Origin of the sequence: Serratia proteamaculans (assembly GCF_008830365.1) — a bacterium.
Taxonomy (GTDB): domain Bacteria; phylum Pseudomonadota; class Gammaproteobacteria; order Enterobacterales; family Enterobacteriaceae; genus Serratia; species Serratia proteamaculans.
In genome coordinates this window covers 110,384-136,554 of sequence record NZ_WBKI01000002.1, presented here as the reverse complement: position 1 = coordinate 136,554, position 26,171 = coordinate 110,384, and the positions used below count along the sequence as shown (strand labels likewise).

Below are 26,171 nucleotides of genomic sequence, written 5' to 3'. Positions count from 1 at the left end.
TGATGGAAAAGTTAACGTGTTTTAAAGCTTATGATGTCCGCGGTAAATTAGGTGAAGAGTTGAATGATGATATTGCCTACCGCATTGGGCGTGCTTATGGCGAGTTTCTGAAGCCAAAGACTGTGGTGTTGGGTAGCGATGTGCGCCTGACCAGCGAGAGTTTGAAGTTGTCCCTGGCAAAAGGCTTGCAGGATGCCGGTACCGACGTGATCGACATTGGCATGACGGGGACCGAAGAAATTTATTTCGCTACTTCACATCTGCAAGCGGATGGCGGCGTAGAGGTGACGGCCAGCCATAACCCGATCGACTACAACGGGATGAAGCTGGTTCGTGAAGGTTCACGTCCTATCAGTGGAGATACCGGGTTACGGGCGATTCAGGAGCTGGCGGAAAATAACCGGTTCCCAGAACCTACTGCGACGCGTGGTAGCTATGTTCGCCAGGATGTCCTGGGTGAGTATGTAACGCATATATTGTCGTATATCGATGCCAAAAACTTTAAGCCACTCAAACTGGTTATTAACTCGGGCAACGGTGCTGCCGGGCATGTGATTGACGCCATTGAAGCCCAGCTTAAATCTCAGGGTATTCCTCTGGAATTCATTAAAGTCCACCATCAGCCAGACGGCACGTTCCCCAACGGGATCCCTAATCCATTATTGCCTGAGTGCCGCGCGGATACTGCCAATGCGGTGCGTGAACATGGTGCGGATATGGGTATTGCATTCGATGGCGATTTCGATCGTTGCTTCCTGTTTGACGAAAAAGGCGACTTTATTGAGGGATATTATATTGTCGGCTTGTTGGCCGAGGCTTTCCTGCAAAAACAGCCTGGCGCAAAAATCATTCATGACCCACGTTTAAGCTGGAACACTATCGATGTGGTGAGTACGGCGGGCGGTGTTCCTGTCATGTCGAAAACCGGCCATGCCTTTATTAAAGAGCGTATGCGTTCGGAAGACGCGATTTACGGTGGTGAGATGAGTGCGCATCACTACTTCCGTGATTTTGCCTATTGCGACAGCGGTATGATCCCGTGGCTGCTGGTGGCTGAATTGGTCAGCGTCAAAGGTCAAACGTTGGGGCAATTGGTAGAGGATCGCATTGCCGCTTACCCGTCCTCCGGAGAGATTAATATCAAACTGGCCCAGCCGGCCGTTTCCATCGAGAGCGTCAAGCAACATTATCTGGAACAGGTTGGTGAAGTGGATTACACCGACGGTATCAGTATGGAATTTACCGACTGGCGCTTCAATCTGCGTTCTTCTAACACTGAGCCGGTGGTTCGTCTTAACGTCGAGTCACGAGCCGATGTGGCTTTGATGAAAGAGAAAACGGACGAAATTCTGTCAATACTTTCACGATAGCACTGTATTGATACTCGATCAGATGCAAAGCTGCTTTGGCAGCTTTGCTTGTTTATGGATGTACACTTCCCTAAGTGCTCGATAATTTTCGTGTCAAGGGTGTGAATAAGGAGACGTTATGACCATTTTAGTCACCGGCGGAGCCGGTTACATCGGTTCTCATACCGTTCTGGCTTTGCTGGAGCGTGGTGAGGATGTGGTGGTATTGGATAACCTGTCGAATTCTTCGGAAGAGTCCTTGCACCGTGTAGAAAAGTTGACGGGAAAAGCGGCTGCGTTTTACCAGGGGGATATTCAGGATAATGAATGCCTGAAGCGCATTTTTGAGGCTCATTCGATAGATTCGGTTATCCATTTCGCCGGTCTGAAAGCGGTGGGCGAATCAACTCGCAAGCCACTTGAGTACTATCAAAACAATGTTGCGGGGACGCTGGGGCTACTGGATGAAATGCGCCGTGCAGGTGTTTACCAATTTATCTTTAGCTCTTCCGCTACTGTTTATGGTGCCGATTCCCCGGTGCCTTATGTAGAGACCACGCCGATCGGCGGCACGACCAGCCCTTATGGGACGTCCAAGCTGATGGTAGAACAGGTCTTGCAAGATTTTGCTAAAGCCGAGCCGCAGTTTTCGATTATCGCACTGCGTTACTTCAATCCGGTCGGGGCCCATGAGTCTGGGATGATCGGCGAAGACCCTAACGGTATCCCCAACAATTTGTTGCCATATATCTCCCAGGTGGCGATTGGCAAGCTGGAGAAACTGGGCATTTTTGGTGGAGACTATCCAACGAAAGATGGCACTGGTGAGCGTGACTATATCCACGTAATGGATCTGGCAGAAGGCCATTTGATGGCAATGGATCATCTGGATAAGATCAGCGGCTTCAAGGCGTATAATTTAGGTGCTGGGGTAGGGCATTCCGTATTGGCCATGGTGCAGGCTTTCGAGAAGGCATCAGGTGTGACGATCCCCTACCAAATTTTACCTCGCCGCGACGGCGATTTGCCGGCTTTCTGGGCAGATGCCAATCTGGCTTACCGGGAGCTGGGCTGGGAAGTGCGTCGGGGTATTGAGGATATGATGCGTGATACCTGGAACTGGCAGAAGCAGAATCCCCAAGGGTTCCAACGCTAACCTTATGGACGGGCCTGGCAATTCCTTTGGGTTGGGCCCAACAATTGTTCACTCAAAGGCTAGCGTTACTTTACTTTATAAATTGTAACGTCCCACTTTTAGCTTACTAACGACATCGCAAAGGGTGTCGTTTTTTTATTTGTAAATCAAACTGATACCTTTTTTCTTTGACATGGCGATGTCGGCTGGCGCCGCATTTTTTTTACGTTATAGTGTCGGATGTTTTTGCAAATTGTGCTAGTCTCTCAGACCTTCGCAGGCCCTATGTTATTTGTATCATACGTACGTGAGTTTGTTTAAGGTTCATTCATAATTGCCTTAAAGATGACATGTAGACTCAGTGATAACGTGCGTTCATAAGCATAATTCGAGGTCTCTGGGTTAAAGTTTTTTGTGAGTAGGTTCCTAATGAGAGTAATAGAAACGCAGGTCGCAGGTGTAAAGCTGATTGAACCCAAGGTTTTCGGTGATCACCGCGGTTTTTTTATTGAAACTTTTCGAAAGAGTCGCTATCAAGAGCTACTCGGTATTGACACTGAATTTGTACAAGATAACCACTCCCGTTCTTCGCGGGGGGTTTTGCGCGGATTGCATTTTCAGACAGCCAAGCCACAGGGTAAATTGGTACGCTGTGTTCGTGGTGAGGTTTACGACGTGGTTGTTGATATCCGTCCCGATTCGCCTACCTTCAAGAAATGGGTTGGAGTTTATCTGTCAGAGGACAACAAGAACCAGCTTTGGGTACCACCGGGTCTGGCTCATGGTTTTGTTGTAGTTTCAGACTCCGCTGATTTTGAATATAAATGCACAGATTACTATGATCCGAGTAATGAGGGATGTCTGCTTTGGAATGATCCAGAAGTCGGTGTCGATTGGCCAGTTAGCGAACCGCTGCTGTCGCCGAAGGATTTGCAGGGAAAACTATTTAGAGAGCTTTTCTAATGCGTGTACTTTTGACTGGTGCAGCAGGGCAATTGGGGCGCTGTTTTATCGACCGCTTTCCTGCTGATTGGATCCTGATGGCAACCGACAGTCAGCAATTGGATATCACTGATCCTGTTGCTGTGTCAGCAGTAGTGGCTCAGTTTATGCCGGAAGCCATCGTCAACGCCGCAGCTTACACTGCAGTGGATAAGGCGGAATCGGAGTCGGAGAAGGCCAAAGCTATCAATGTAGATGGGCCAGGTTTTTTGGCAGCAGCTGCGGCAAAGCTGGATATTCCCTTTGTGTACATTTCAACCGATTATGTTTTTGATGGCACCGCTTCAGAACCCTACTGCGAACATACCCCATGCTCACCTAAAAGTATCTATGGTCAAACCAAACTTGACGGTGAAATTGCGGCACTGAAAGCTAACCCTAAAACTGTTGTGATCAGAACGGCTTGGGTTTTTAGCGAGTACGGCAATAACTTTGTTAAAACCATGCTACGGATAGGGGCTCAACGAGCTGAACTTGGTGTGGTGAGTGATCAGTATGGTTGTCCAACTTATGCTGGTGACATAGCGGCTGTCATCATTGCAATGCTTTCAAAACAGCAGCTGTCATATGGTATCTATCACTATTGTGGTGATACTGCAGTTTCCTGGTTTGACTTTGCGCAATCGATTTTCAAGGAAGCACAAGCTTGTGAGCTATATCCGCACCAGGTGAAAGTTAATCCTATTGCCAGTGATGAATACCCGACCCCTGCATCCCGGCCTGCTTACTCGATTCTAAGCACCGATAAGATTTGCGCTTTGAATCTTAGGCCAAGCCCATGGAAACAGCAGCTTAAAACTGTTCTCCGTAAGATATTATCGCAGTAATGATCCTTCAATTTGATGAGATTAAAGGGGATAATAGTATCCCCTTTAATGTTTCTGTTTATAGGTCATTCGTGCCCCTCGTCCCGATCGGTGCTGGGCCTTATAGTCACCCTGATTGCATGACTTTTTGTTACTGCAATAAACCTGGGTTGAGGAATTAGATACAGCATGTCTGTAGAACAAGAAAGATTTCAGATAGTTGCGTCTATCGTTTTATTTAACCACAGCTATGAGCAAGTGGAAGACACGTTGACTTCGCTCCTCAACGAGCAATGCGTTGGCAAAATTGTTTTAATCAACAATGGCGGGTCTGATTGGGCTGCTTCACTGGGAAATGAGCGGATTAGTTATATCCATTCTGCGGTAAACGGTGGTTTCGGTCATGGTCACAATCTGTCCATGAAGAGGTATCTCGACAGTTGCGACTATTTTCTTATCTGTAATCCAGATATCAGTTTTGACGTAGGCGCGTTGGCGCAGTTACATCATTTTGCCTGCGAGGGCGGGCACCAATTCGTTTCCCCACGTATACGTTATAGCGATAGTCGCTTTCAATACAGTTGTAGGCTGCTGCCATCGCCAGCAAATCTTTTCCTCCGTCGCTTCCTGCCTAAATGGGGCGCGAGGAGCGATGTTGACTACGAATTACAGAAAGCCGACTACAACAAAACTTTTGCGGTTCCTTCGGTTTCCGGCTGTTTTATGTTGCTGAAATCCGAATTGTTGAGCCAGCTAGGTGGTTTTGATGAGCGATATTTTATGTATCTGGAGGATGTGGATCTTTGTCGCCGGGCTTTGAAGTTGACGGATATTATTTATTATTCGGGAACCACAATCACACATGTGTTCGGCAAGGGTTCGTATAAGAGTTTGATTTTACTAAGATATCATATTCATTCAGCCATATTGTACTTTAACAAGTGGGGTTGGTTTTTTGACCGTGAACGCTGCCATTACAACCAAAAGTACTTAAAAACGATCCCAATGGCCTCTGTGCATGATGGTCTCTAAGGCCTGGCTGTAAACATTAAATTGAACCTAAGGTATTGATTATGTTTGTTTATATTGATTGTGGGCGCAGGGTGTGCGTTGCTGATAGCTCTACGGAGGCTGGTAAATGAATAATCCCCATAAAAAAATGCCGTTGACTCCGCTGGCGCTGGTACGCGCATTATGGGGATTCAAGTCACTGATTTTGCAAATGACCAAGAGAGAAGTTGTTGGTCGGTACAAAGGGTCAACGATGGGATTGGCCTGGTCCTTTTTGAATCCTCTGTTCATGTTGGTTGTCTACACTTTTGTATTTTCAGTAGTTTTTAAAGCCCGCTGGTCAGTAGGGGGCGATGAGAGCCGTACGCAGTTTGCCGTCATTTTGTTTGTCGGTATGATTGTTCATGGTTTTTTTGCTGAAGTGATCAACCGTGCGCCGCAAATCATTTTGGGTAACACGAACTATGTCAAAAAGGTGGTATTTCCATTGGAAACGCTACCAGTGATTGGTCTCTGTGCTGCGTTGTTCCATACGTTGATTAGCCTGGTGGTTTTGCTGTGCGCCTTTTTCATTTTTAACGGTTTTCTGCATTGGACGGTGGTATTTATCCCGCTGGTATTTTTGCCGTTAGTGATTTTTTGCCTCGGGTTGGGGTGGATCCTGGCCTCCCTTGGCGTCTTTATCCGTGATGTGAGCCAGACGACGGTGATTATCACCACGGTAATGATGTTTTTGTCTCCGGTCTTCTTCCCGGTTACCGCACTGCCGGAAAAATACCGTATCTGGATCATGCTCAATCCGCTGACTTTTATTATCGAACAAGCTCGTAGTGTGTTGATTTGGGGGCGTTTTCCTGATTGGCAAGGGTTGGTGATATATACGCTGGCCGCAACCATAGTGGCTTGGCTGGGTTATGTATTCTTCCAGAAAACCAGAAAGGGGTTTGCCGATGTCCTCTAATGAAATTGCAATTGAAGTCAAAGGATTAAGCAAATGCTATCAGATTTACGATCGTCCACGTGACCGCCTGAAGCAATTTTTTGCACCTAAATTGCAGCGAGCTGTCCGCCGCGAGTCTCGACGTTACTTTCGCGAGTTTTGGGCACTGAGAGATGTCTCCTTCAGCATAAATAAAGGGGAAACTGTTGGAATTATCGGGCGTAATGGCGCGGGGAAATCAACCCTGCTGCAAATGATTTGTGGCACTTTAACTCCGACGGCAGGTGAGATTCAGGTTAACGGTCGGATTGCCGCTCTGCTGGAGCTGGGTGCTGGATTCAATCCGGAATTCACCGGCCGTGACAACGTCTATCTCAATGGCTCTGTTTTGGGATTTTCGCGTGAGCAGATTGACGCGCGTTTCCAGGAAATTATTGATTTTGCAGATATTGGCGAGTTTATTGACCAACCCGTAAAAACCTACTCCAGTGGGATGTATGTCCGTTTGGCATTTGCTGTTCAGGCTTGTGTTGATCCAGAGATATTGATCGTCGATGAGGCGTTGGCTGTAGGCGATATCGGATTCCAATATAAGTGCTATAAGCGTATGGAAGCGCTACGTGCCAAAGGGGTAACTATTATTATGGTTACCCATTCCACCGGCAGTATTCTGGAGTATGCCGATCGCTGTCTGGTAATGAACGACGGGCAGCTAGTCGGAGATACGCATGACGTATTAGCAGCGGTTCTCGCCTATGAAAAAGGCATGTTGCTGACCCAGGCCCCTCCAAAAGAAAAACGTCAACATGTCGATGGCTCTGCCGTCAAGGATGTGGCGACGCTCCAGGCTATTCAGTCAGAACAGACCAATATTGAAGTCGGGGAGAAGCGTTTTGGCACCGCGCGTGCCATTATCGAAAATCTGCAGATCTATAAAGCGGATGGCACTCCACTGTCAGAAAAACCATTGGTACGAGCTGGGGAAGAGTTGACTTTTGACTATACCTTGTTGTCATCAGAGCTTATTGAGGACATAGCGCTTGGTGTATCAATTTCCAAGGCGCAGGGGGGCGATATTTGGGGTGACAGCAATATCGGTGCCGGCGTTCCGATCACTCTGAAACCGGGTGAGCAGCATATCGTTTATAAGGTCAAGTTGCCGATAAATTCCGGTGACTACCTGGTGCACTGTGGATTGGCTCGGGTTGGCAAAGGGGAACGGGAAGAGCTTGACCAGCGTCGTCCGATGATGAGGTTGAAGTTTTGGTCATCGCGCGAGTTGGGTGGTGTCATTCATGCTCCGGTACAAATTTCGCTGGAGGAGGAGTAACGCTATGCTGGCTATTTTTTTACCGCCTTATTCTTTCCGAGGTGTCAAAGCGCCTTACCTGTGGGTATTTTATCGCCTGCTTAGTACCTTGAAGGAAAAAAGTCTCTTTATTACTGGTAGCGAGTACCTGCGAGATCCGCTTGAGTGGCGTGAACAAGGGCGCTGGGAATTCGATGAGCCTACGATGCGTAATTTGGGCTATACGCTGCCGGACCAAGACAGATTCAACCAGCATGAATTCAACCTGCTTGATGAAGAGCTGTTTACCAGGTTATTGAATGAACATCACCATAATCCAATGGCAGTATTCCAAGCGTTCCTAACGCAGAGCATTCCGGAATTGGAGTCTGAGTTACGTAACATATTGCTGGATAAGAAAAAACTTGGAATTAAGGCGATACTCAGTATCTGCAACTGCCCGTCGTTGGAAAATGTCGCGAAGGAATTGTCGATCCCTGTGCTCCACTTTGAGGTCGGTCCTCTGCGTGCGCCAATGTATTTGGGAACTGGCTATATTGATTTCAGCGGTGTGAATGGGAATACTGAGGCGCAAGCTCGCTACCTGAAGGTGGCGCAAGATTGCAAGGTTCAGCTAACCATGGGTGAACTACACCAATTTTTTGCAGAGGCGTTACTGCCGCAGAAGGGTGACGCTGAGTTCGAGATTGGGTTGGTCATGCAGGTCGAAGATGATTCGAACATTATTGCCTACAGTAACGGTTTTAATAATTTATCATTGTTATCCTATGCACAAACGTTGTGTTCCAGCGACAACTTATTGATCCGACTTCACCCCGGCAGTCGTTTTCAACTGCAAAATGTGCAATCTGAAATTGATCATTCACCTAATAGCCTTGAGTTCCTGAATCGTTGTCAGAAGATCGTGACAATAAATTCGAGTGTTGGGTTGGAAGGTTTGTTGCTGAAAAGTGAAGTGCAAGTCTTGGGTGACAGTTCTTACAGTTTTATCAATGAAGCGGATGATGAATCTGAGTGCGCCAACAGAATGGCATTCTATCTGTTTGCTTATCTCGTGCCATTTGATCTGATATTCGATGCGGACTATTTGCATTTTCGTCTGTCTGAACCAGCGGAAATCGATATAGTACGTTACCACTTGAACTATTATTCAGCTGGAGCTGACGAGTTGACAAGCATGAAAGGGATGGATATCGGTGAGCTAATCTCTGACCGTGTTAAGCGTGATAACGACGTTCGTGCAGAGATTTTTCGTGTTATTGATCAGCAAAAACAAAGTATTGAAGAAAAACACCAGTTGATTGAGTCTTTGGAGCATCAACTGCAACAGAGAAAAACACAGTTGCGGATGCAGTTGGAGGAGAACCTGCATCTGCAAGAGTCGTTGCTGCAAAAGCAGCGACAGCATGAAGATGCATTATTGCAGTTGAAAGTCGTCGAAGAAGATAAACGCGCTGAAGAACTGGAACAGGAGCTCGAGGCATTACAGGCAGAAGTTGGAAGTAAAACGCATGAAATTTATGAGTTACATTCTGCTCTGAGCCAAAAAGAAGGTGTTCTGGAGCTGCAACATTCTGTAATGGCCCGGATGCGCAATAGCTTATCATGGAAGCTAACTATGCCGGTAAGGATGGTGGGCCGCGCTGTACGTGGTGAATTTGGTGTTATACGAGACTTTACCCGCCACTATTTTACGCATCAGTTTGCCGGTAATCGCTCCTTAACCGCCAAGATCTGGCACGCGTTCCGAAGCCATCCACAGCCTTATCGTGCGTTGGGACGCAAGTCAAAAACAGCCTTCGGCCTGGTGTGCAAAGGACAGTTTTCCGAATTGAAGTCGAGTTTGCGCCGAACCGCGAAGAATACCGCAGATGCGCCGATGCCACTGACGCATATTGATACCCAGCATGTGGTAATTCTTGCTTCCAGACACACTCTGTATGTCGCCCATCGAGTGCAAAAGTCACTGACCGATATCGGATTAGGGGTAACCATAATCCATGCTTATTCCTCAATTGCCGACAGTGGACAAATGCATATCGTTATTTGTCCGCAAATGTTCCCTGAGTTACCGAAGAACTTCGTGGCTTTCCAAATGGAACAGTCAATTAACCCTCGTTGGTTTACGACTGAGTATTTTGCCATTCTGGAGCGTGCAATTGCGGTCTTTGATTACTCATTGACCAATATCGAATACCTGCTTCAGCATGGTGTGCCGTATCAAAAGCTGTTCTATATGCCCGTATCGTCTTATGAGCATTATGCTGAGCATTTGAGCCAAACTGGCTATAAATTGCAGCCGGTTAACGATGAAAAACCGATTGATGTTCTGTTCTATGGCGATCCTAACTGTGAACGTCGACAAAATTATCTGAGCCAGTTAAGTCAACGTTTCAATGTCCATATTGCCTCAGAGGTATTTGGCCAGGATCTGACCCGATTGGTACAGCGTGCGAAATTGATCGTCAATATTCATTATTATGAAGATGCCTTGCTGGAGACTACGCGACTCTATGAAACGCTGTCACTCGGCACGCCGATTGTCAGCGAAACAAGTTCTGATATTCATCATCATGACAATTTGGTTAACGTGATCGATTTTGCACCGGTGGGCGACATTGATGCAATGGCTGATAAAATTGAGCGTCTGTTGTCTGATGACAACTTCTATGCGCGTCGCCGTCAGGATATAGCTGATTTTACTCGCTTAGATACGCAGTTTGACACCTACTTCAAACGTTATTTACTGGCTAACGATCTGATTGACTTCCAGGTTTACAAAAACAGTGTCGACTTTATTCCGCACAATGAGGTAGATATTCCGAAGTTGTGTCTGTCACTGACTGAAACTCCAGTGCGTAAACAGGCATTTCTTAGTAAACCGACGCATGGTTTTCAGTTGATTGAAGGCGTACGTCATCGTATTGGTTGGATTGGCTGCGGCATGAGCTATAAGTATATGCTGTCGACACTGGCCGATCGTAAAACTGAAATGGCAATAATTTGCGAAGATGACGTGCTATTCCCGGCTGATTTTGACATTCGACTCGAAAAGATCGTTGGGCATTTACGGGAAACCGAGTGGGATTGGCATGTGTTTGCCGGCATTATTGCGCATTTACACGAAGACACCAGCATTCTGGCGGTTAAAGAAATAGACGGTATTGAATATGTCTACATCAACCGCATGACTAGCATGGTAATGAACATTTATTCCCGCCGTGGTATTGAACTTATCAGTCAGTGGGATGAGAAAAACATCGACTCCCAGAACAACACTATCGATCGCTATCTTGAGTCAGCTCCAGGATTGACTGTGGTGACGACATTGCCATTTATGGTTGGTTACGCCGAAGATCAATATTCAACGTTGTGGGGTTTTGTTAATACACAATACACCGACATGATACGCAATAGTGAACTCATGCTGGCTGAGAAGGTTAAGGTATTCAAGGCGCGACAGGCCGAAACTACCGGCTCATAAAGATGCTTTCATCAGGCGGATAGGTAAAAATCGACCGGCCAGTCTACTGGCCGGTTTTTTTCTTATGAGCTCAGATAGCTGAAAGTTTTAGACTACAATTCAATCTCTTGAAACTCATTATGTGACCTATCGCACCAATCACTACCCACGCGGTTCAATCCTGAGTTAACATGTGTGCCACATCACAAAACCTGTTGGCTAAAGTTGTTAACAGGGTCATCCTCAGACAGGAGTTCCTCAATGTCCAAGCAACAAATCGGCGTTGTCGGCATGGCGGTAATGGGCCGCAATCTGGCACTGAACATCGAAAGCCGTGGTTACACCGTTTCGATCTTTAACCGTTCAGGCGACAAAACCGACGAAGTTATTGCAGAGAATCCGGGTAAAAACCTGGTGCCGCACTACACCGTTGAAGAGTTTGTTGAATCTCTGGAAAAACCACGCCGCATTTTGCTGATGGTGAAAGCGGGCGAAGCGACTGACAAGACCATTGCTTCCCTGACTCCGCATCTGGATAAAGGTGACATTCTGATCGACGGTGGTAACACCTACTATCAGGACACCATCCGTCGTAACCGCGAACTGTCTGACCAAGGTTTCAACTTCATCGGCACTGGCGTTTCCGGTGGTGAAGAGGGTGCATTGAAAGGCCCTTCAATCATGCCTGGTGGCCAGAAAGAAGCTTATGAGCTGGTGGCACCAATCCTGAAAAAAATCGCGGCGGTAGCGGAAGGCGAGCCTTGCGTGACCTATATCGGCGCTGATGGCGCCGGCCACTACGTGAAGATGGTGCACAACGGCATCGAGTACGGTGACATGCAGCTGATTGCAGAAGCTTACTCTCTGTTGAAGCAGGCGCTGAACCTGAGCAACGAACAGCTGGCTGAAACCTTCGCCGAGTGGAACAAGGGCGAACTGAACAGCTACCTGATCGACATCACCAAAGATATCTTCACCAAGAAAGATGAAGAAGGTACCTACCTGGTTGACGTGATCCTGGACGAAGCAGCCAACAAAGGCACCGGTAAATGGACCAGCCAGAGCTCTCTGGATCTGGGCGAGCCACTGTCGTTGATCACCGAGTCGGTGTTCGCACGTTACCTGTCCTCACTGAAAGACCAGCGTGTTGCCGCGTCTAAAGTGCTGACCGGTCCTAAAGCGACTCCAGTGAGCGGTGACAAAGCTGAATTCATTGAGAAAGTGCGTCGTGCACTGTACCTGGGTAAAATCGTTTCCTATGCACAGGGCTTCTCTCAGCTGAAAGCGGCTTCCAAAGAAAACAACTGGGATCTGCACTATGGCGATATCGCCAAGATCTTCCGTGCCGGCTGTATCATTCGCGCTCAGTTCCTGCAGAAAATCACCGACGCTTACGCACACGACGCAGATATTGCCAACCTGTTGCTGGCACCATACTTCAAGCAGATTGCTGATGAATACCAGCAGGCGCTGCGTGATGTGGTGTCCTACGCGGTGCAAAACGGCATCCCTACGCCGACCTTCTCTGCGGCGATTGCCTACTACGACAGCTACCGTTCAGCGGTTCTGCCTGCCAACCTGATCCAGGCGCAGCGCGACTACTTCGGTGCTCACACTTACAAACGTATTGATAAAGAAGGCGTGTTCCATACCGAATGGATGGAATAACCCCAACGTTTGAAGTATAAAAAAAGCCGCCGAGGTTTACGCCCGGCGGCTTTTTTATTGCCTGTAAAACAGGGTTATTTCTGGTGCCGTTCGCGCAGTCGGCCAATCACTTTGCTCAAGTCCAGATCCTGATCCTGCAGCAACACCAACAGGTGATAAATCAGATCAGAAGCTTCGTTGGTCAACTCTTCGCGATCGTTCACCGTGGCGGCCAGTGCGGTTTCCACGCCTTCTTCACCGACTTTCTGCGCGATACGCTTGGTGCCACTGGCGTACAGGCTGGCGGTGTAAGAGCTGTCGGGGCTGGCTGTCTTGCGTTCCGCCAGCAGTTGTTCCAACTGATACAGAAAACCCCAATCGCTGCTGGCCGGGTGGAAGCAACTGGTGTTACCCAGGTGGCAAGTCGGGCCGATTGGATTGGCCAGAATCAACAGCGTGTCGTTGTCGCAGTCCGGGGTGATACTGACCACGTTAAGGAAGTGGCCAGAGCTTTCGCCCTTGGTCCACAGGCGCTGTTTGGTGCGTGAGAAAAAGGTGACCTTGCCGCTTTGTTCAGTTTCGGCCAGCGCTTCTTGGTTCATATAGCCGAGCATCAGCACTTCGCCGGAGACAGCGTGCTGGACGATCACCGGCAGCAGGTGGTCAGTTTTTTCCCAGTCGAGCTGGTTTCTTTGCTGTTCTGTTAACACAGGCGGATCTCCACACCTTGTTCGGACAAGAACCTTTTCAGGTCGCCGATATTAATGATTTGCTTGTGGAACACCGAAGCGGCCAGCGCGCCATCGACGTCCGCATCGCGGAACGCCTCCAGGAAGTGCTCCATGGTGCCCGCGCCGCCGGAGGCGATCAATGGCACCTTGCACACTTCACGTACTCGCTGCAACTGCTCCAGATCGTAACCGTTGCGTACGCCGTCCTGATTCATCATGTTCAGCACAATTTCGCCGGCGCCGCGTGTTTGCACTTCTTTCACCCAATCCAGGGTTTCCCACTGGGTGACTCGGGTGCGGCTTTCGTCACCGGTGTACTGGTTAACGTGGTACTTGCCGGTTGCGGCTTCGAACCAGGTATCAATGCCGACCACAATGCACTGTACGCCAAAGCGATCCGCCAGGCGGCTAATCAGCGTAGGGTCGGCCAGCGCCGGGGAGTTGATGGAAATCTTGTCGGCACCGAAAGAGAGGATCTGGCTGGCGTCTTCCGGGCTTTTAATCCCACCGGCGACGCAGAAGGGGATGTCGATCACCTCTGCCACGCGCGATACCCAGCTTTTATCTACCACCCGACCATCGCTTGACGCGGTGATATCGTAAAACACCAGTTCGTCAGCGCCTTCCTGTGCATAGCGCTGTGCCAGCGGCACGATATCGCCGATAATTTCATGGTTGCGGAACTGCACGCCTTTCACTACCTGCCCGTCTTTAACATCCAGGCACGGGATTATCCGTTTTGCCAGCATGCGATCGCCTCCTCAACGCTAAACTTACCTTCCAGCAGGGCACGCCCCACAATCACACCCTCAACACCACTGCCGCGCAACTGGGCGATATCATCCAGATTGCCGATGCCGCCAGACGCCTGGAAGGCGATCTGCGGATAGCGTTGGCTGATTTCCTGATACAGCGCCACGTTGGAACCGGCCAGCGTGCCGTCACGGGAAATATCGGTGCACAGTACGTGTTTCAGGCCATAAGGCAGGAATTGCTCCACCACCTGTTCCAACGTAGCGTCCGAGTTTTCTTGCCAACCACTGATGGCTACGCGTTTGGTGCCGTCCACATCAATGCGCACGTCCAGCGCCAACACCATGGCATCGGCGCCGTAGCGTTCGAACCAGCCCTGTACCAACTGCGGCTGTTTTACCGCGGTGGAGCCGATCACCACGCGGGTCGCACCGGCCTCTAGCAGGGCAACAACGTCTTGCTCATTGCGAATGCCGCCGCCAACCTGGACCGGCACGTTAACTCCCGCCAGCAGCTTACGCAGCAGTGGGATCTGGCGCGCTGTGGGGTCTTTGGCACCGGTCAGATCGACCAGGTGCAATACCTGTGCGCCCTGTTGTTGATAGTCCTGCAGGCGCAGCAGCGGATCGTTGCCGTAGTCGCGCTGCTGGCCGTAATCGCCCTGATGCAAACGCACCACGGTGCCGTCGATCAAATCCAAAGCTGGAATAATCATGCTGCCTACATCTCCAGAAAGTTTTTCAACAGTTGCGCACCGGCCGCACCAGATCGCTCTGGATGAAACTGCACGCCGAAGAAATTGTCTTTTTGCACGGCGGCGGTGAAGGGCTCGCCGTAGTTCGCCTGGGCGATGGTGCTTGGGCATATCGGCATCGCATAGCTGTGAACGAAGTAGAAGTAGGCACCGTCCTCGATGCCGCGGAACAGGTGATGACCCGCCTGGGCAGACACCTGATTCCAGCCCATGTGCGGCAACGGCAGGCCGAAGTCGGTCATCTGGGTTACCGGGGTATCGATAATACCCAGCGTGTCGATGCCGCCGTTCTCTTCACTGCTCTTGGCCAACAACTGCATACCGAGGCAAATCCCCAGCACCGGCTGGGTACAGGCCTTGATTAGCTCAATCAGCTCACGCTGTTGCAACTGGTCCATCGCCGCCTGCGCGGTGCCAACGCCCGGCAGGAACAGCTTGTCGGCGCGCAGGACGATCTCCGGGTCACGGCTTACCTCCGGCTGATAGCCCAGACGCTGCACCGCGTAGGTGACAGAGGCGAGGTTGGCGCAGCCGGTGTCCAGAATCACCACGTCCATCACAGCACTCCTTTCGAGCTCGGGAGGGTGTTGCCCTCAACGCGGATCGCCTGGCGCAGCGTGCGGCCAAACACTTTGAACAGGCTTTCGACACGGTGGTGGTCGTTTTTACCCTTGGTCTTCAGGTGCAGGGTGCAGCCCATGGTATAGGACAGCGAACGGAAGAAGTGTTCGACCATTTCGGTGCTCAGATCGCCGACGCGCTGATAGTTGAATTCTGCTTTGTATTCCAGGTGCGGACGGCCGGAGATGTCCAGCGCGCAGCGTGCCAGGCACTCGTCCATCGGCAGTACAAAGCCGAAGCGCGCGATGCCGCGTTTGTCGCCGAGCGCCTTGTTCAGCGCTTCACCCAGTGCCAGGCCAGTGTCTTCCACCGTGTGGTGATCGTCGATATACAGATCGCCTTTCACGTTGATGTCCATGCGGAAGCCGCCGTGGGTGGCGATCTGATCCAGCATGTGATCGAAGAAGCCCACGCCGGTCTTGATCTTGCTGCCACCTTCGCGATCCAGCCAGACGTTGACGTCGATCTGCGTTTCTTTGGTCACGCGGTTAACCTGCGCATGGCGATCGCGCTGGGTGAGTTGGCGTGTAATTTCTTTCCAGCCCAGGGTGTCGCGCTGATAGCGCAGCCCCTTAATGCCCATGTTATCCGCCAGTTGCACATCGGTTGGACGGTCGCCGATTACGTAACTGTGAACGGTATCCATCACGCCGGGCTCCAGATAGCCTTTGACCAGTGCGGTCTTCGGCTTGCGGCAGTCGCAGTTGTCCGCCGGCAGGTGCGGGCAGATCAAGATATCTTCAAAGTGGATGCCTTGAGAACTGAGGATCTGCATCATCAGGTCGTGCGGCGGATCGAAGGTTTCCTGCGGGAAACTGGCGGTGCCGAGGCCATCTTGGTTGGTGATCATCACCAGTTGATAACCCGCTTGCTGCAAACTCAGCAGGCAAGGGATCACGTCCGGCTCCAGCGCCAGTTTGTCCAGGCGATCGACCTGGAAGTCTTCCGGCGGTTCAGCAATCAGCGTGCCGTCACGGTCAATAAAGAGGAATTTCTGGCTCACATTGGCTCCTGGCGAGTCTCGGTTGCACCGGGCAAGGCAGACAGCGCGTCAACCACGCGCTGGCATTCGTCACGGGTGCCTATGGTGATGCGCAGGCAGCCGGACAACCCAGGTTGTTTATTTTGGTCTCTTAAGATAATGCCCTGATCCCATAAGGTTTTAAACACATTACTGGAAGCAGTGAATCGTGCCAGCAGGTAATTGCTGTCACTGGTGAAAACCTGTTCAACGCAGGCACAGTTTTGCAGCGCCTGCTGCAACCAACTGCGGTTGGCGGCAATCTCGGTAACCCGCTGACGCATCACGCGGATCCCTTCGGTGCTGAGCGCCTGAGCGGCGATATCGGCGACCGGGGTGGACAGCGGATAAGGGGCGATCACCTTCAGCAGCAGGGCGATTAGCTCTTCGTTACCGAGGGTAAAACCACAGCGCAACCCGGCCAGCGCAAAGGCTTTGGACAGGGTACGCAGCACCGTCAGATGCGGGTAGTCGTTCAGCCAGCCGGCTACGCTTGCCTGCGGGCAGAATTCGATATAGGCCTCGTCAACCACGACGATCGCCTTGCCTTTGGCCATTTCCAGCACGGCGCGCAGATCGTTGGCATCGATCAGGTTACCGGTCGGGTTGTTAGGGCTGCAGACGTAAATCAGCTTCACGTTGTCCAGGCTGTCGGCGATGGCCGGTAAATCCAGCTGCCAGTCCTGTTTAGCCGCCACGGTACGGCGTTCCACGCCAAAGGTTTCTGCGCTGACGGCATACATGCCGTAGGTCGGTGGGCAGAACAGGATGGCGTCTTTGCCCGGTTCACAGAATGCGCGGATCAGCAGTTCGATACCTTCGTCCGCACCGCGGCTGACCAGTACCTGTTCCTTCTTAACCCCGGCGTAGTCGGCGTAGCGTTCGATCACCAGCGCCGGCTGGCACTCCGGGTAACGGTTAAAGGTTTGAGCGGTCAGTTGGAACTCGGGGGCAATCGGGTATTCGTTGGCGTTTAGCCACACGTCGCCGTTACCGCCCAGACGCCGTGCCGACTGATAAGGGGTCAGATCGCGAACGTTGGTGCGTGCCAGATTTTCAATGCTCATGCTTGCTCCTTCAGGGCGGCAACGCGCAGGGTCACGGCGTTTTTGTGGGCAATCAACTGCTCGGCGGCGGCCAGGGTTTCAATGGTGGCGGCCAGATTCATAAAGCCCTGCGGCGTCAGCTCTTGCACCGTCATGCGCTTTTGGAAATCCGCCAGGCCCAGGCTGGAACAGGTGGCGGTATAACCGTAGGTCGGCAACACGTGGTTGGTGCCGGACGCATAGTCACCGGCAGACTCCGGCGACCAGTCGCCAAGAAACACCGAACCGGCACTGGTGATGCTGTCGACCAGTTCACGGGCATTGCGGGTCTGAATGATCAGGTGCTCCGGGCCGTACTGGTTGCTGATGGCCACGCATTCGGTCAAATCTTTGGCGACGATCAGTCGGCTGCTGGCCAGCGCCTGACGGGCGGTTTCGGCGCGTGGCAACTGTGCCAGTTGCTGCTCTACTGCTTCGGCTACCGCCTGTGCCATGGCGGCGTCCGGCGTCAACAGGATCACCTGGGAGTCAGGGCCGTGTTCCGCCTGCGACAGCAGGTCAGAGGCAACAAACGCCGGCGTGGCACCGGCGTCGGCGATCACCAGCACTTCGGAAGGGCCGGCCGGCATGTCGATGGCGGCGCCGTCCAGTCGTTGGCTGATTTGGCGTTTGGCTTCGGTGACAAAGGCATTGCCCGGCCCGAAGATTTTCGCCACACGCGGTACAGAGTCGGTGCCGAACGCCATGGCGGCAATCGCCTGTGCACCGCCAACCTGAAACACCTCTTTCACACCGCACAGTTGCGCGGCATACAGAATTTCATCGGCAATCGGCGGCGGTGAGCACAGCACCACGCGACGGCAACCGGCGATGCGTGCCGGTGTCGCCAGCATCAGTACGGTAGAAAACAGCGGTGCGGAGCCACCGGGAATATATAGCCCCACCGAATCGATCGGGCGGGTTATCTGCTGGCAACGCACACCCGGCTGAGTTTCCACATCGACCGGCGGCAGCTGTTGCGCATTGTGGAAGGTTTCCACATTGGCAACGGCCACGGCCATGGCCTGCTTGATCTCATCACCCAGACGAGCGCTGGCGGCGGCTATCTGTTCGGCGGTGACGCGCAGCGCGCCAACCTCGGTTTTATCAAATTTGGCGCTGTAATCGCGCAGCGCCTGATCGCCATTGGCCTTCACGTTGTCGAGGATTTCGCTCACCGTGCGGGTGATGCTGTCCGAGGCGGAAATCGCCGGACGCATCAGCAGTGCTGTGCGCTGTTCGGCGCTACAGTCTGCCCAGTTGACCAGAGTATTGAAGTTCGACATGGCCTTACTCCATCATCTTCTCAATTGGCAACACCAGAATCGAGCTGGCACCGAGCGCTTTCAGTTTTTCCATGGTTTCCCAGAACAGGGTTTCGCTACTGACCATGTGCATGGCTACGCGATTCTGTGCGCCGGCCAGTGGCAGAATGGTAGGGCGTTCGGCACCCGGCAGCAGCGCGACGATTTCGTCCAGACGCTCGCTTGGCGCGTGCAGCATGATGTACTTGGATTCACGCGCCTGGATCACGCCCTGGATACGGGTCATCAGGCGGTCGATCAGTTGCTGCTTGGCTTCCGGCATTTCGCCGTCGCGTTGGATCAGGCAGGCTTTCGAGCGGTAAATCACTTCCACTTCACGCAGGCCGTTGGCTTCCAGCGTAGCGCCGGTGGAAACCAGGTCGCAGATGGCGTCGGCCAGACCGGCACGTGGTGCCACTTCAACCGAACCGTTCAGCAGGCAGGATTTGAAGCGCACGCCCTGTTTGTCGAGGTATTGCTTCAGCAGGTGCGGGTAAGAGGTGGCGATGCGGGCGTCTTGCAGGCTTTGCGGGCCGGCATATTCACTGTCGAGTGAAGTGGCCAGCGACAGGCGGCAGCCGCCGAAGTCCAGGCGACGCAGGGTGAAGTAGCGCGGGTCTTCGCCCTGAGCGCGGCGGTTGAGCAGCTCTTCTTCCAGCACGTTCTCACCGATAATGCCCAGGTCGACCACGCCGTCCATTACCAGGCCCGGGATATCGTCATCGCGCACGCGCAGGATATCAATCGGCATATTCTCCGCGAAGGCGATCAGGCGTTGTTGCTGCAGGTTGATTTTGATACCGCAGCGCGCCAGTAGCTCCTGTGATTCATCACTCAGGCGGCCCGATTTCTGCATTGCTATCCGTAAACGTGTTTTATCCAGCATGGTAACCTCTGTTTAATCTGTAATTTTTTGAATTTATAATGAAAATTATTTTATCTGTCTGTCCGGAGCCAAAAAAAAACCCTCGGAAGAAATCTTCCGAGGGCTCTCTCTTGCATTCTGCGCGCCACTGGAAGATTAACTAACCGTCTTCCAGCACACATCGCCTGAAAGACTAGTCAGGGTGATGGTGATGATGGTGGCTGAACTGAATGCGTGTCATGGTGTGTTCTCTGTATAAAGTCGCTACAAACTCAATTGCTAATTAACCTAAACTATCCGCCGTCTGTCGCGCAACTCTTTTTTGTCGTCATAAATTTAATTTATTGAAACAGGTTGAGTTATTAGCTGGACGCGACTTTACCTAAGCTTAAGATCGGTGGATTGAATCACTACGCTGACTGGCGTAGCCTTAATGGGCAAAGCGCTGCAGTCTTCAAGAGAGGAAGATCATGAAAAAGGTAGCCATTATTGGCCTGGGTTGGTTGGGTATGCCGCTGGCTCTGTCGCTGATGAGCCGTGGATTTGACGTCGTTGGCAGTAAAACCACGCCGGATGGCGTCGAGGCCGCACGGATGAGCGGGATTGAATGCTATCAGTTGGAAATGACGCCGGAACTGATTTGCGAACCGGAGGATCTGGAGGCGCTGCTGCGCGTTGATGCGCTGGTGGTGACGTTACCCGCTCGCCGTACCGTCGAAGGCAGTGAAAACTATTTTAATGCGGTGCGCATGCTGGTGGACAGTGCGATGGCCTTCGGCGTGCCGCGCATCCTGTTTACCAGTTCAACCTCGGTGTACGGTGAAACCACCGGCACGGTGCGCGAAGACTCGCCGCTGAAGCCGGTTTCGCCTTCGGGGCAGGTGCTGGCAGAGCTGGAACGTTGGCTGCATGAGCTGCCGAACACCTCGGTGGATATTTTGCGTCTGGCGGGGCTGGTGGGGGCCGATCGTCATCCTGGCCGTTTCCTCGCGGGCAAAGTTGATGTTAAAGGCGGCTCGCAAGGGGTTAATCTGGTGCATCAGGACGACGTGATCGGCGCGATCCAACTGCTGCTGAAATTGCCGAAAGGCGGCCATGTTTATAATCTATGTGCGCCGGCCCATCCGACCAAACGCGAGTTCTACCCGGCTCTAGCCGAACAATTAAATCTGTCGCCGCCGCAGTTTGCCGCCGAGACGGAGCAGGGCGGGCGTCTGGTGGACGGCAGCCGTATCTGCAACGAACTGGGGTTTGAATATCAGTACCCGGATCCGGCGCGTATGCCGGTCAATTAAACGTTTGAACATGCCCTGCCAAGTGTGCGGGGCATTTTTTTATGCTGTTCGCACCTTGCTACACCAACGCCATAGCGGCTGAAGCCTCCCCGGCGCGCTGCAAATCCTCCAGCAATGCGCTTAGTGCCTCCTTTGGCAAGCCAGGCCGGGTCACCAGACTCAATGCCGCCTGATAAGACAGCGCCTGCCCACCTAACTGTTTCAATGCGCCTTGTTCTACCCAGCGCGCGGCGTAATGGGTGGGCAGGTAACCGAGATACTCGCCGCTGAGCACCAGATGGGCGACCCCTTCCATATGATGGGCAACGGCACCGAGGTTTAGCGGTGCCAGCGGGCAAAGCTGCTGCGCCAGCAGGTAGCCGCGCTTGACCCAGCGCGCATTTTCAATCTGTTCACGCCCCGGCTGCTCCACCGCAAACAACGGGTGATCGCTGCTGCAATAGACTGCCTGCGTCTCTTCTATCCAGGGCTGATACTGCAGCTCGTCCAACTGCTGGCCAAAATAACCGATACCCACATCGAGCTGCTGATTCAGCAACCCCTGTTCCAGTTCGCCGGGGGCGCAAATTCGGCACTGCAACTGCACATCCTGATGCCGACGTTGAAACTGTTTGATGGCACGACTGAAGGGATTACCCGGGAGCGACACCAGATTATCCACCAGGCCGATCTGCAGATCGCCGGTCAACAGACCGTTCAGCGACTGACTGACGCGGGTAAAGTCACGTGCGGCGTTAAACAGGGTGCGGCAGGCGATCAGCATGCGTTCGCCTTTCGGGGTCAGCATAAAACCGGAACGGCCGCGCTGACACAGGCGAAATCCCAGTCGGGTCTCCAGCGTGGCGAGATGGGTGCTGATGGTCGACTGATTCATCAACAGCGTTTCCTGAGCCGCGCTGACGCCCTGGGCTTCCGCAACGGCGACGAATACCCGCAGCAGTCGCAGATCAATATCGCTCAAATTGGTGAGCATTCTCTCCTCCACGGAAATCGCTAATTGTTAACTATTGCATAACATCACCGAGGGGGTCGGTGGGCGGGTAACTGTGTCTTTATGGCATGGGAGTTAAATAAAATCCAACGGTTCAATGCGTTACTAATCATCGGTATTTTCAATACTTACATCCCAAAGATGGAATGGTAGCCCTGTCAGGTGTCGGGGTAGCCTGTAATTGTTATCCAAATGTTGAAACTCACCGACGCTCGAACAAGGAAAACCCATGTTGAACCAACCCCAAAGTGGCAACGATATGCCGCGTTTTGCCGGTATCCCTACCATGATGCGCCTGCCCGTCGCAGATGATGCACGGGGGCTGGATGCGGCCTTCGTCGGTATTCCCCTTGATATTGGTACTTCAAATCGCAGCGGCACGCGCTACGGGCCGCGGCAAATCCGTCAGGAATCGGTGATGATCCGCCCTTACAACATGGGTACCGCCGCCGCGCCTTTTGAACGGTTGCAGGTGGCCGACCTGGGGGATGTGGCCATCAACCCCTACAGCCTGGAGGACAGCGTCCGCCGCATTGAGCTGGCCTATAACGGCATTTTGGCCCACGGCTGCATTCCGCTAACGCTGGGGGGCGATCACACACTGACGTTACCTGTCCTGCGTGCGATGGCCAGCCGATATGGCCCGGTTGGCTTGATTCACGTGGATGCCCACTCCGACACCAACGAAGAGATGTTTGGTGAAAAGTTGGCGCACGGGACGACTTTTCGCCGCGCCTTTGAAGAGGGGCTTTTGCAGCCACAGCGGGTGGTACAGATTGGGCTGCGTGGCAGCGGTTATGAGGCCGATGATTTCGACTGGTCCAGCAAGCAGGGATTTCGCGTGGTGCCGGCGGAAGCCTGCTGGTATCGCTCGTTGGCACCGCTGATGGCAGAAGTGCGTGAACAGATGGGCAATGCGCCGGTTTACCTCAGTTTCGACATTGACGGTCTGGATCCGGCCTTTGCACCGGGCACCGGCACACCGGAGGTCGGCGGGCTGTCGGTTTGGCAGGGCCTGGAGATCGTCAGGGGCTGTCGGGGGCTGAATCTGGTCGGCAGCGACGTGGTAGAGGTCTCGCCGCCTTACGATCGTTCCGGAAATACCGCGTTGCTGGCGGCTAACCTGCTGTTTGAAATGCTGTGTGTGTTGCCTGAGCGATAAGGCCTCGCTATACCCTGACCGGCGGAGCCGTTGCGCCTGATACCGAATAATAACAAGCATGCGGAGTGACTGATGAATCTCGACCTGCTGGTAGTGGTGTTTTACTTTTTGGTGATAGGGGCGGTGGGATGGCTTGGCGTTCGCCGGGCTACCACCAAGGAAGATTATCTGGTGGCTGGCCGCAATCTGGGGCCCTGTTTGTACCTGGGCACGCTGTCCGCCGTGGTATTGGGGGGCGCGTCAACCATTGGCAGCGTCAAGCTGGGTTACACCTACGGTATCTCGGGGGTGTGGCTGTGCGGGGCGCTGGGTGCGGGGATTGTGGTGTTGAGCATGGTGCTGGCCAAACCGCTGCTCAAACTCAAGCTCTACACCGTCAGTCAGGTGCTGGCGCGGCGCTATCATCCGGCCGCCAGAGTCACCAGCGGTGCCATCATGCTGGCTTACGATCTGATGGTGGCGGTCACCTCGATTATCGCCATCGGCAGCGTGATGCAGGTGATGTTTGATCTGTCGTTCACCGCTTCGATTCTGCTTGGTGGGGGCTTGGTGGTGCTTTATTCCACGCTGGGCGGCATGTGGTCACTGACGCTGACCGACATTATCCAGTTTATTATTATGACCGTCGGCATGATGCTGGTGTTGATGCCGATGAGCATCGTCAAAGCCGGTGGCTGGGCGGCGTTCAGCAGCCAATTGCCGGACAGCTACTACCAGCTGTCGTCGATCGGGCTGGATACTATCCTGGTGTTCTTCCTGATCTACTTCTTCGGCATCCTGATCGGTCAGGATATCTGGCAGCGGGTATTTACCGCCCACAGCATCAATACTGCTCGTTACGCCGGGCTGGGTGCCGGGGTTTACTGCGTGCTGTATGGCGTGACCGGTGCTCTGATTGGCATGGCCGGAAAGTTGGTGTTGCCGCAACTGACCAATACCGATGGCGCTTTTGCCGCCATTGCTCAGGCGGTGTTGCCGGCGGGCGTCAGCGGTTTGGTGGCGGCTGCCGCGTTGGCGGCGCTGATGTCGACGGCCAGCGCCTGTCTGTTAGCGTCCTCAACTATTGCGCTGGAGGACGTATTGCCGGCGATCCGCAAGCGGCCTTCCGGTGGCTTGGCGGCCGGGCGACTCACGACACTGATCATGGGCTGCATTATGCTGGGGCTGGCGTTTGTGGTGCGGGACGTGATGATGGCGCTGACGCTGGCTTATAACCTGCTGGTGGGGGGGATGCTGATCCCGCTGATCGGCGCCATTTTCTGGCAGCGCGCCACCAGCACCGGGGCTATTGCCAGTATGCTGACCGGCAGCCTGTGCGTGTTGGGGCTGATGTATTACCAGGGTATTGAGGCCAACAGCCCGATCTACGGTGGCCTGCTGGTGGGCGGCGCGGCCTTTCTGATTGGCAGTTTGCTGACCCGACCCAGTCTGTCACAGCAGGTTCAGCCCGAGTAATGGGTAAAATGGGGCTGTGGTGGGCAGCCCCATAATCGACTACAGCCAGCCGGATCTCTTCAGTTTTTGGTACAGGAAGAAGCAGCCGACGGCGGTGACTCCGAGGATGGTGTGATAGGCCCAGGGGAATTTCAGCTCCGGCATATTGGCAAAGTTCATGCCGTACAGGCTGAATATCACCGTAGGGATCGCCAGGATCGCCCCCCAGCCCGCTAGCCGTTTTACCACTTCGTTCTGTTTTACCGTGACCAGTGCCAGATTGACGTGCATGGCGTTGGTCAGCATTTCTCGCATATCGTCGATGTTACTGACCACCTGGCGGGCATGGTCCTGTACGTCACGTACATAGGCGCGCAGCTCTTTCGGGATCACTTCTTCATGCAGGTGAATCAGCTGATTGCAGATTTCGTCCATCGGCATCGCCGCATTGCGCAGCGCCAACAGGTGTCGCCGCAGGGTATAGACGTTCTCGATGGCGGTCTGATCAAACTCGGATTTGAACATGTTGGCTTCGATGGCTTCGATATCCGTCTCGAACTTTGCCACCACGGTGCGGTAGTTATCTACCACAAAGTCCATCACCGAATACAAGGCAAAACCCGGGCCGCGGCACATTTGCTTGTGGTTTTCTTCCGCCTTGAGGCGGATCGGCGCATAGCTGGGTGAGTCACCGTGGCGTACCGTGACCAGAAAGTTTTTGCCGACAAAAAAGTGGGTTTCGCCGTACTCGACTTCGTCCTTTCCCCATTGCGCGGTTTTGACCACGATAAACAATGAATCGCCGTAGGCTTCAAGCTTTGGTCGTTGGTGGGCGCACAGGGCATCTTCAATCGCCAGATCGTGCAGCCCAAATTCCTCTTGCACCTTGCGCATAAAGGCGTCCTCCGGCTGCCACAGCCCGAGCCAGACGAAGGTGTCCGGTTGCTTGACTACCTCACTGACATCATCAATGGTCACTTCGCCCAGCCGTTGACCGGCCTTGTATGCTACGCAATTCACAACCATGGTTGCGGTTTCCATCAAGCCACCTGCTATTCAATAAGAGTTTTGGTGAGAAAGTAACATTCGTGTTCTATCGGGTAATTCTGCAGCGTCATCTGCAAGCGGTACCCGAGCTTCTCGTAGAACGGCCGCGCCTGAAAGCTGAAGGTATCCAGACGAACATAACGACAGCCCCGCGCTTTAGCCTCCTGTTCAGCTGCCAGCACCACCTTGCGACCTAACCCGCTGCCGCGCTGCGAATCATCCACCCACAACCATTCAACGCTCAACCAGTTTCCCCAGGTCTCGCCGGTTAGGCCTGCGACCACCCGACCGGCTTCATCCTGGCTATAGACGGCAAGGGATTTGCGTTGGATAGGGTCGATGTATGGGCTGTTGTGGGCCCGTAACCCCAAACGGATGGTGTTGAGGGTTTCTTCATCAGGGGTTTCGGTGACGGTGATGTTCATGTTTTCTCCTTGGTGAACCCT

Annotated in this window: 24 protein-coding genes and 1 other annotated feature; of the genes, 12 read left to right on the top strand and 12 right to left on the bottom strand. The window is 52.9% G+C overall.

Going from position 1 to position 26,171, the window contains the following annotated elements; genetic code table 11:
- The first annotated feature begins 2 nt into the window (after positions 1-2).
- From cpsG to gndA, 9 genes are all read left to right on the top strand, one after another.
- A complete protein-coding gene (cpsG, locus tag F8R23_RS09635; protein ID WP_151415553.1) occupies positions 3-1,370 on the top strand; it encodes a phosphomannomutase CpsG in 1,368 nt (455 codons plus the stop codon).
- Positions 1,371-1,488: 118 nt separating this feature from the next.
- Complete coding sequence (gene galE, locus F8R23_RS09630) at positions 1,489-2,505, top strand: UDP-glucose 4-epimerase GalE (protein WP_129935129.1); 1,017 nt, start codon at positions 1,489-1,491, stop codon at positions 2,503-2,505.
- A 408-nt stretch (positions 2,506-2,913) separates the two neighbouring features.
- Positions 2,914-3,447, top strand: coding sequence for a dTDP-4-dehydrorhamnose 3,5-epimerase (rfbC, locus tag F8R23_RS09625; protein WP_129935126.1), 534 nt, complete (start codon positions 2,914-2,916; stop codon positions 3,445-3,447).
- Positions 3,447-4,313 (top strand): dTDP-4-dehydrorhamnose reductase, encoded by an 867-nt coding sequence (rfbD, locus tag F8R23_RS09620; RefSeq protein ID WP_151415552.1) that lies wholly within the window; start codon positions 3,447-3,449, stop codon positions 4,311-4,313. Before rfbC ends, rfbD begins: the two co-directional genes overlap by 1 nt.
- A 168-nt stretch (positions 4,314-4,481) precedes the next feature.
- Entirely contained in the window at positions 4,482-5,324 is an 843-nt protein-coding gene (locus tag F8R23_RS09615; RefSeq protein WP_129935122.1) for a glycosyltransferase family protein, read from the top strand.
- 106 nt (positions 5,325-5,430) lie between these two features.
- Positions 5,431-6,264: an ABC transporter permease gene (locus F8R23_RS09610; protein ID WP_129935120.1), complete on the top strand. Its 834-nt coding sequence runs from the start codon at positions 5,431-5,433 to the stop codon at positions 6,262-6,264.
- Positions 6,254-7,573 carry an ABC transporter ATP-binding protein gene (locus tag F8R23_RS09605; RefSeq protein WP_129935118.1) on the top strand — a complete coding sequence of 440 codons (1,320 nt, stop codon included), beginning with the start codon at positions 6,254-6,256 and terminating at the stop codon, positions 7,571-7,573. The genes F8R23_RS09610 and F8R23_RS09605 overlap by 11 nt, the downstream gene beginning before the upstream one ends.
- A 4-nt stretch (positions 7,574-7,577) precedes the next feature.
- Entirely contained in the window at positions 7,578-11,036 is a 3,459-nt protein-coding gene (locus tag F8R23_RS09600; RefSeq protein ID WP_129935116.1) for a GT99 family glycosyltransferase N-terminal domain-containing protein, read from the top strand.
- 240 nt (positions 11,037-11,276) lie between these two features.
- The gene (gene gndA / locus F8R23_RS09595; RefSeq protein ID WP_085115982.1) at positions 11,277-12,683 is read left to right on the top strand and encodes an NADP-dependent phosphogluconate dehydrogenase; all 1,407 of its coding nucleotides are present in this window, start codon (positions 11,277-11,279) and stop codon (positions 12,681-12,683) included.
- A 74-nt stretch (positions 12,684-12,757) separates the two neighbouring features.
- Here the strand turns inward: gndA and hisIE are convergent, their stop codons facing one another.
- From hisIE to hisL, 9 genes are all read right to left on the bottom strand, one after another.
- Positions 12,758-13,372, bottom strand: a complete 615-nt coding sequence (gene hisIE, locus F8R23_RS09590; RefSeq protein WP_112350255.1) for a bifunctional phosphoribosyl-AMP cyclohydrolase/phosphoribosyl-ATP diphosphatase HisIE — start codon at positions 13,370-13,372, stop codon at positions 12,758-12,760.
- Positions 13,366-14,142, bottom strand: coding sequence for an imidazole glycerol phosphate synthase subunit HisF (gene hisF, locus F8R23_RS09585; RefSeq protein WP_112350256.1), 777 nt, complete (start codon positions 14,140-14,142; stop codon positions 13,366-13,368). Before hisF ends, hisIE begins: the two co-directional genes overlap by 7 nt.
- Positions 14,124-14,861, bottom strand: a complete 738-nt coding sequence (gene hisA, locus F8R23_RS09580) for a 1-(5-phosphoribosyl)-5-[(5-phosphoribosylamino)methylideneamino]imidazole-4-carboxamide isomerase (protein WP_099064153.1) — start codon at positions 14,859-14,861, stop codon at positions 14,124-14,126. Before hisA ends, hisF begins: the two co-directional genes overlap by 19 nt.
- A 5-nt stretch (positions 14,862-14,866) precedes the next feature.
- Positions 14,867-15,457, bottom strand: a complete 591-nt coding sequence (gene hisH, locus F8R23_RS09575; protein WP_099064154.1) for an imidazole glycerol phosphate synthase subunit HisH — start codon at positions 15,455-15,457, stop codon at positions 14,867-14,869.
- Positions 15,457-16,524, bottom strand: a complete 1,068-nt coding sequence (hisB, locus tag F8R23_RS09570) for a bifunctional histidinol-phosphatase/imidazoleglycerol-phosphate dehydratase HisB (protein ID WP_099064155.1) — start codon at positions 16,522-16,524, stop codon at positions 15,457-15,459. Before hisB ends, hisH begins: the two co-directional genes overlap by 1 nt.
- Positions 16,521-17,609 (bottom strand): histidinol-phosphate transaminase, encoded by a 1,089-nt coding sequence (gene hisC / locus F8R23_RS09565; RefSeq protein WP_151415551.1) that lies wholly within the window; start codon positions 17,607-17,609, stop codon positions 16,521-16,523. Before hisC ends, hisB begins: the two co-directional genes overlap by 4 nt.
- Entirely contained in the window at positions 17,606-18,913 is a 1,308-nt protein-coding gene (gene hisD / locus F8R23_RS09560) for a histidinol dehydrogenase (protein ID WP_112350258.1), read from the bottom strand. The genes hisC and hisD overlap by 4 nt, the downstream gene beginning before the upstream one ends.
- 4 nt (positions 18,914-18,917) lie before the next feature.
- Entirely contained in the window at positions 18,918-19,817 is a 900-nt protein-coding gene (hisG, locus tag F8R23_RS09555) for an ATP phosphoribosyltransferase (RefSeq protein WP_112350259.1), read from the bottom strand.
- A gap of 70 nt (positions 19,818-19,887) precedes the next feature.
- Positions 19,888-20,014, bottom strand: a sequence feature (His leader region).
- On the bottom strand, positions 19,990-20,037 hold the full coding sequence (gene hisL, locus F8R23_RS09550) for a his operon leader peptide (protein WP_101495319.1): 48 nt from the start codon (positions 20,035-20,037) through the stop codon (positions 19,990-19,992). It overlaps the preceding feature by 25 nt.
- A 229-nt stretch (positions 20,038-20,266) precedes the next feature.
- On the opposite strand from hisL, the gene F8R23_RS09545 reads away from it, so the two are divergent.
- The gene (locus F8R23_RS09545; protein ID WP_112350260.1) at positions 20,267-21,091 is read left to right on the top strand and encodes an SDR family oxidoreductase; all 825 of its coding nucleotides are present in this window, start codon (positions 20,267-20,269) and stop codon (positions 21,089-21,091) included.
- Positions 21,092-21,149: 58 nt separating this feature from the next.
- Here F8R23_RS09545 and F8R23_RS09540 read toward each other — a convergent pair whose 3' ends face one another.
- On the bottom strand, positions 21,150-22,064 hold the full coding sequence (locus tag F8R23_RS09540) for a LysR family transcriptional regulator (RefSeq protein ID WP_129935110.1): 915 nt from the start codon (positions 22,062-22,064) through the stop codon (positions 21,150-21,152).
- 247 nt (positions 22,065-22,311) lie between these two features.
- Between F8R23_RS09540 and speB the strand changes: the two genes are divergently transcribed.
- Complete coding sequence (gene speB, locus F8R23_RS09535; RefSeq protein WP_129938468.1) at positions 22,312-23,244, top strand: agmatinase; 933 nt, start codon at positions 22,312-22,314, stop codon at positions 23,242-23,244.
- A 72-nt stretch (positions 23,245-23,316) separates the two neighbouring features.
- A complete protein-coding gene (locus F8R23_RS09530; protein ID WP_129935106.1) occupies positions 23,317-24,699 on the top strand; it encodes a sodium:solute symporter family protein in 1,383 nt (460 codons plus the stop codon).
- 39 nt (positions 24,700-24,738) lie between these two features.
- Here F8R23_RS09530 and F8R23_RS09525 read toward each other — a convergent pair whose 3' ends face one another.
- Positions 24,739-25,719, bottom strand: coding sequence for a magnesium and cobalt transport protein CorA (locus F8R23_RS09525; protein WP_129938467.1), 981 nt, complete (start codon positions 25,717-25,719; stop codon positions 24,739-24,741).
- 11 nt (positions 25,720-25,730) lie between these two features.
- The gene (locus tag F8R23_RS09520; protein WP_151415550.1) at positions 25,731-26,150 is read right to left on the bottom strand and encodes a GNAT family N-acetyltransferase; all 420 of its coding nucleotides are present in this window, start codon (positions 26,148-26,150) and stop codon (positions 25,731-25,733) included.
- Between the last annotated feature and the right edge of the window lie 21 nt (positions 26,151-26,171).

What these genes read in the sequence shown, in the direction of transcription:
- rfbD (WP_151415552.1), top strand. Translation starts at nt 3,447, where the DNA reads ATGCGTGTACTTTTGACTGGTGCAGCAGGGCAATTGGGGCGCTGTTTT.
- F8R23_RS09520 (WP_151415550.1), bottom strand. Translation starts at nt 26,150, where the DNA reads ATGAACATCACCGTCACCGAAACCCCTGATGAAGAAACCCTCAACACC.
- hisG (WP_112350259.1), bottom strand. Translation starts at nt 19,817, where the DNA reads ATGCTGGATAAAACACGTTTACGGATAGCAATGCAGAAATCGGGCCGC.
- rfbC (WP_129935126.1), top strand. Translation starts at nt 2,914, where the DNA reads ATGAGAGTAATAGAAACGCAGGTCGCAGGTGTAAAGCTGATTGAACCC.
- F8R23_RS09615 (WP_129935122.1), top strand. Translation starts at nt 4,482, where the DNA reads ATGTCTGTAGAACAAGAAAGATTTCAGATAGTTGCGTCTATCGTTTTA.
- speB (WP_129938468.1), top strand. Translation starts at nt 22,312, where the DNA reads ATGTTGAACCAACCCCAAAGTGGCAACGATATGCCGCGTTTTGCCGGT.
- hisH (WP_099064154.1), bottom strand. Translation starts at nt 15,457, where the DNA reads ATGGACGTGGTGATTCTGGACACCGGCTGCGCCAACCTCGCCTCTGTC.
- F8R23_RS09610 (WP_129935120.1), top strand. Translation starts at nt 5,431, where the DNA reads ATGAATAATCCCCATAAAAAAATGCCGTTGACTCCGCTGGCGCTGGTA.
- F8R23_RS09525 (WP_129938467.1), bottom strand. Translation starts at nt 25,719, where the DNA reads ATGGAAACCGCAACCATGGTTGTGAATTGCGTAGCATACAAGGCCGGT.
- gndA (WP_085115982.1), top strand. Translation starts at nt 11,277, where the DNA reads ATGTCCAAGCAACAAATCGGCGTTGTCGGCATGGCGGTAATGGGCCGC.
- F8R23_RS09540 (WP_129935110.1), bottom strand. Translation starts at nt 22,064, where the DNA reads ATGCTCACCAATTTGAGCGATATTGATCTGCGACTGCTGCGGGTATTC.
- F8R23_RS09530 (WP_129935106.1), top strand. Translation starts at nt 23,317, where the DNA reads ATGAATCTCGACCTGCTGGTAGTGGTGTTTTACTTTTTGGTGATAGGG.
- hisF (WP_112350256.1), bottom strand. Translation starts at nt 14,142, where the DNA reads ATGCTGGCAAAACGGATAATCCCGTGCCTGGATGTTAAAGACGGGCAG.
- galE (WP_129935129.1), top strand. Translation starts at nt 1,489, where the DNA reads ATGACCATTTTAGTCACCGGCGGAGCCGGTTACATCGGTTCTCATACC.
- F8R23_RS09600 (WP_129935116.1), top strand. Translation starts at nt 7,578, where the DNA reads ATGCTGGCTATTTTTTTACCGCCTTATTCTTTCCGAGGTGTCAAAGCG.
- F8R23_RS09605 (WP_129935118.1), top strand. Translation starts at nt 6,254, where the DNA reads ATGTCCTCTAATGAAATTGCAATTGAAGTCAAAGGATTAAGCAAATGC.
- hisD (WP_112350258.1), bottom strand. Translation starts at nt 18,913, where the DNA reads ATGTCGAACTTCAATACTCTGGTCAACTGGGCAGACTGTAGCGCCGAA.
- hisC (WP_151415551.1), bottom strand. Translation starts at nt 17,609, where the DNA reads ATGAGCATTGAAAATCTGGCACGCACCAACGTTCGCGATCTGACCCCT.
- F8R23_RS09545 (WP_112350260.1), top strand. Translation starts at nt 20,267, where the DNA reads ATGAAAAAGGTAGCCATTATTGGCCTGGGTTGGTTGGGTATGCCGCTG.
- hisA (WP_099064153.1), bottom strand. Translation starts at nt 14,861, where the DNA reads ATGATTATTCCAGCTTTGGATTTGATCGACGGCACCGTGGTGCGTTTG.
- cpsG (WP_151415553.1), top strand. Translation starts at nt 3, where the DNA reads ATGGAAAAGTTAACGTGTTTTAAAGCTTATGATGTCCGCGGTAAATTA.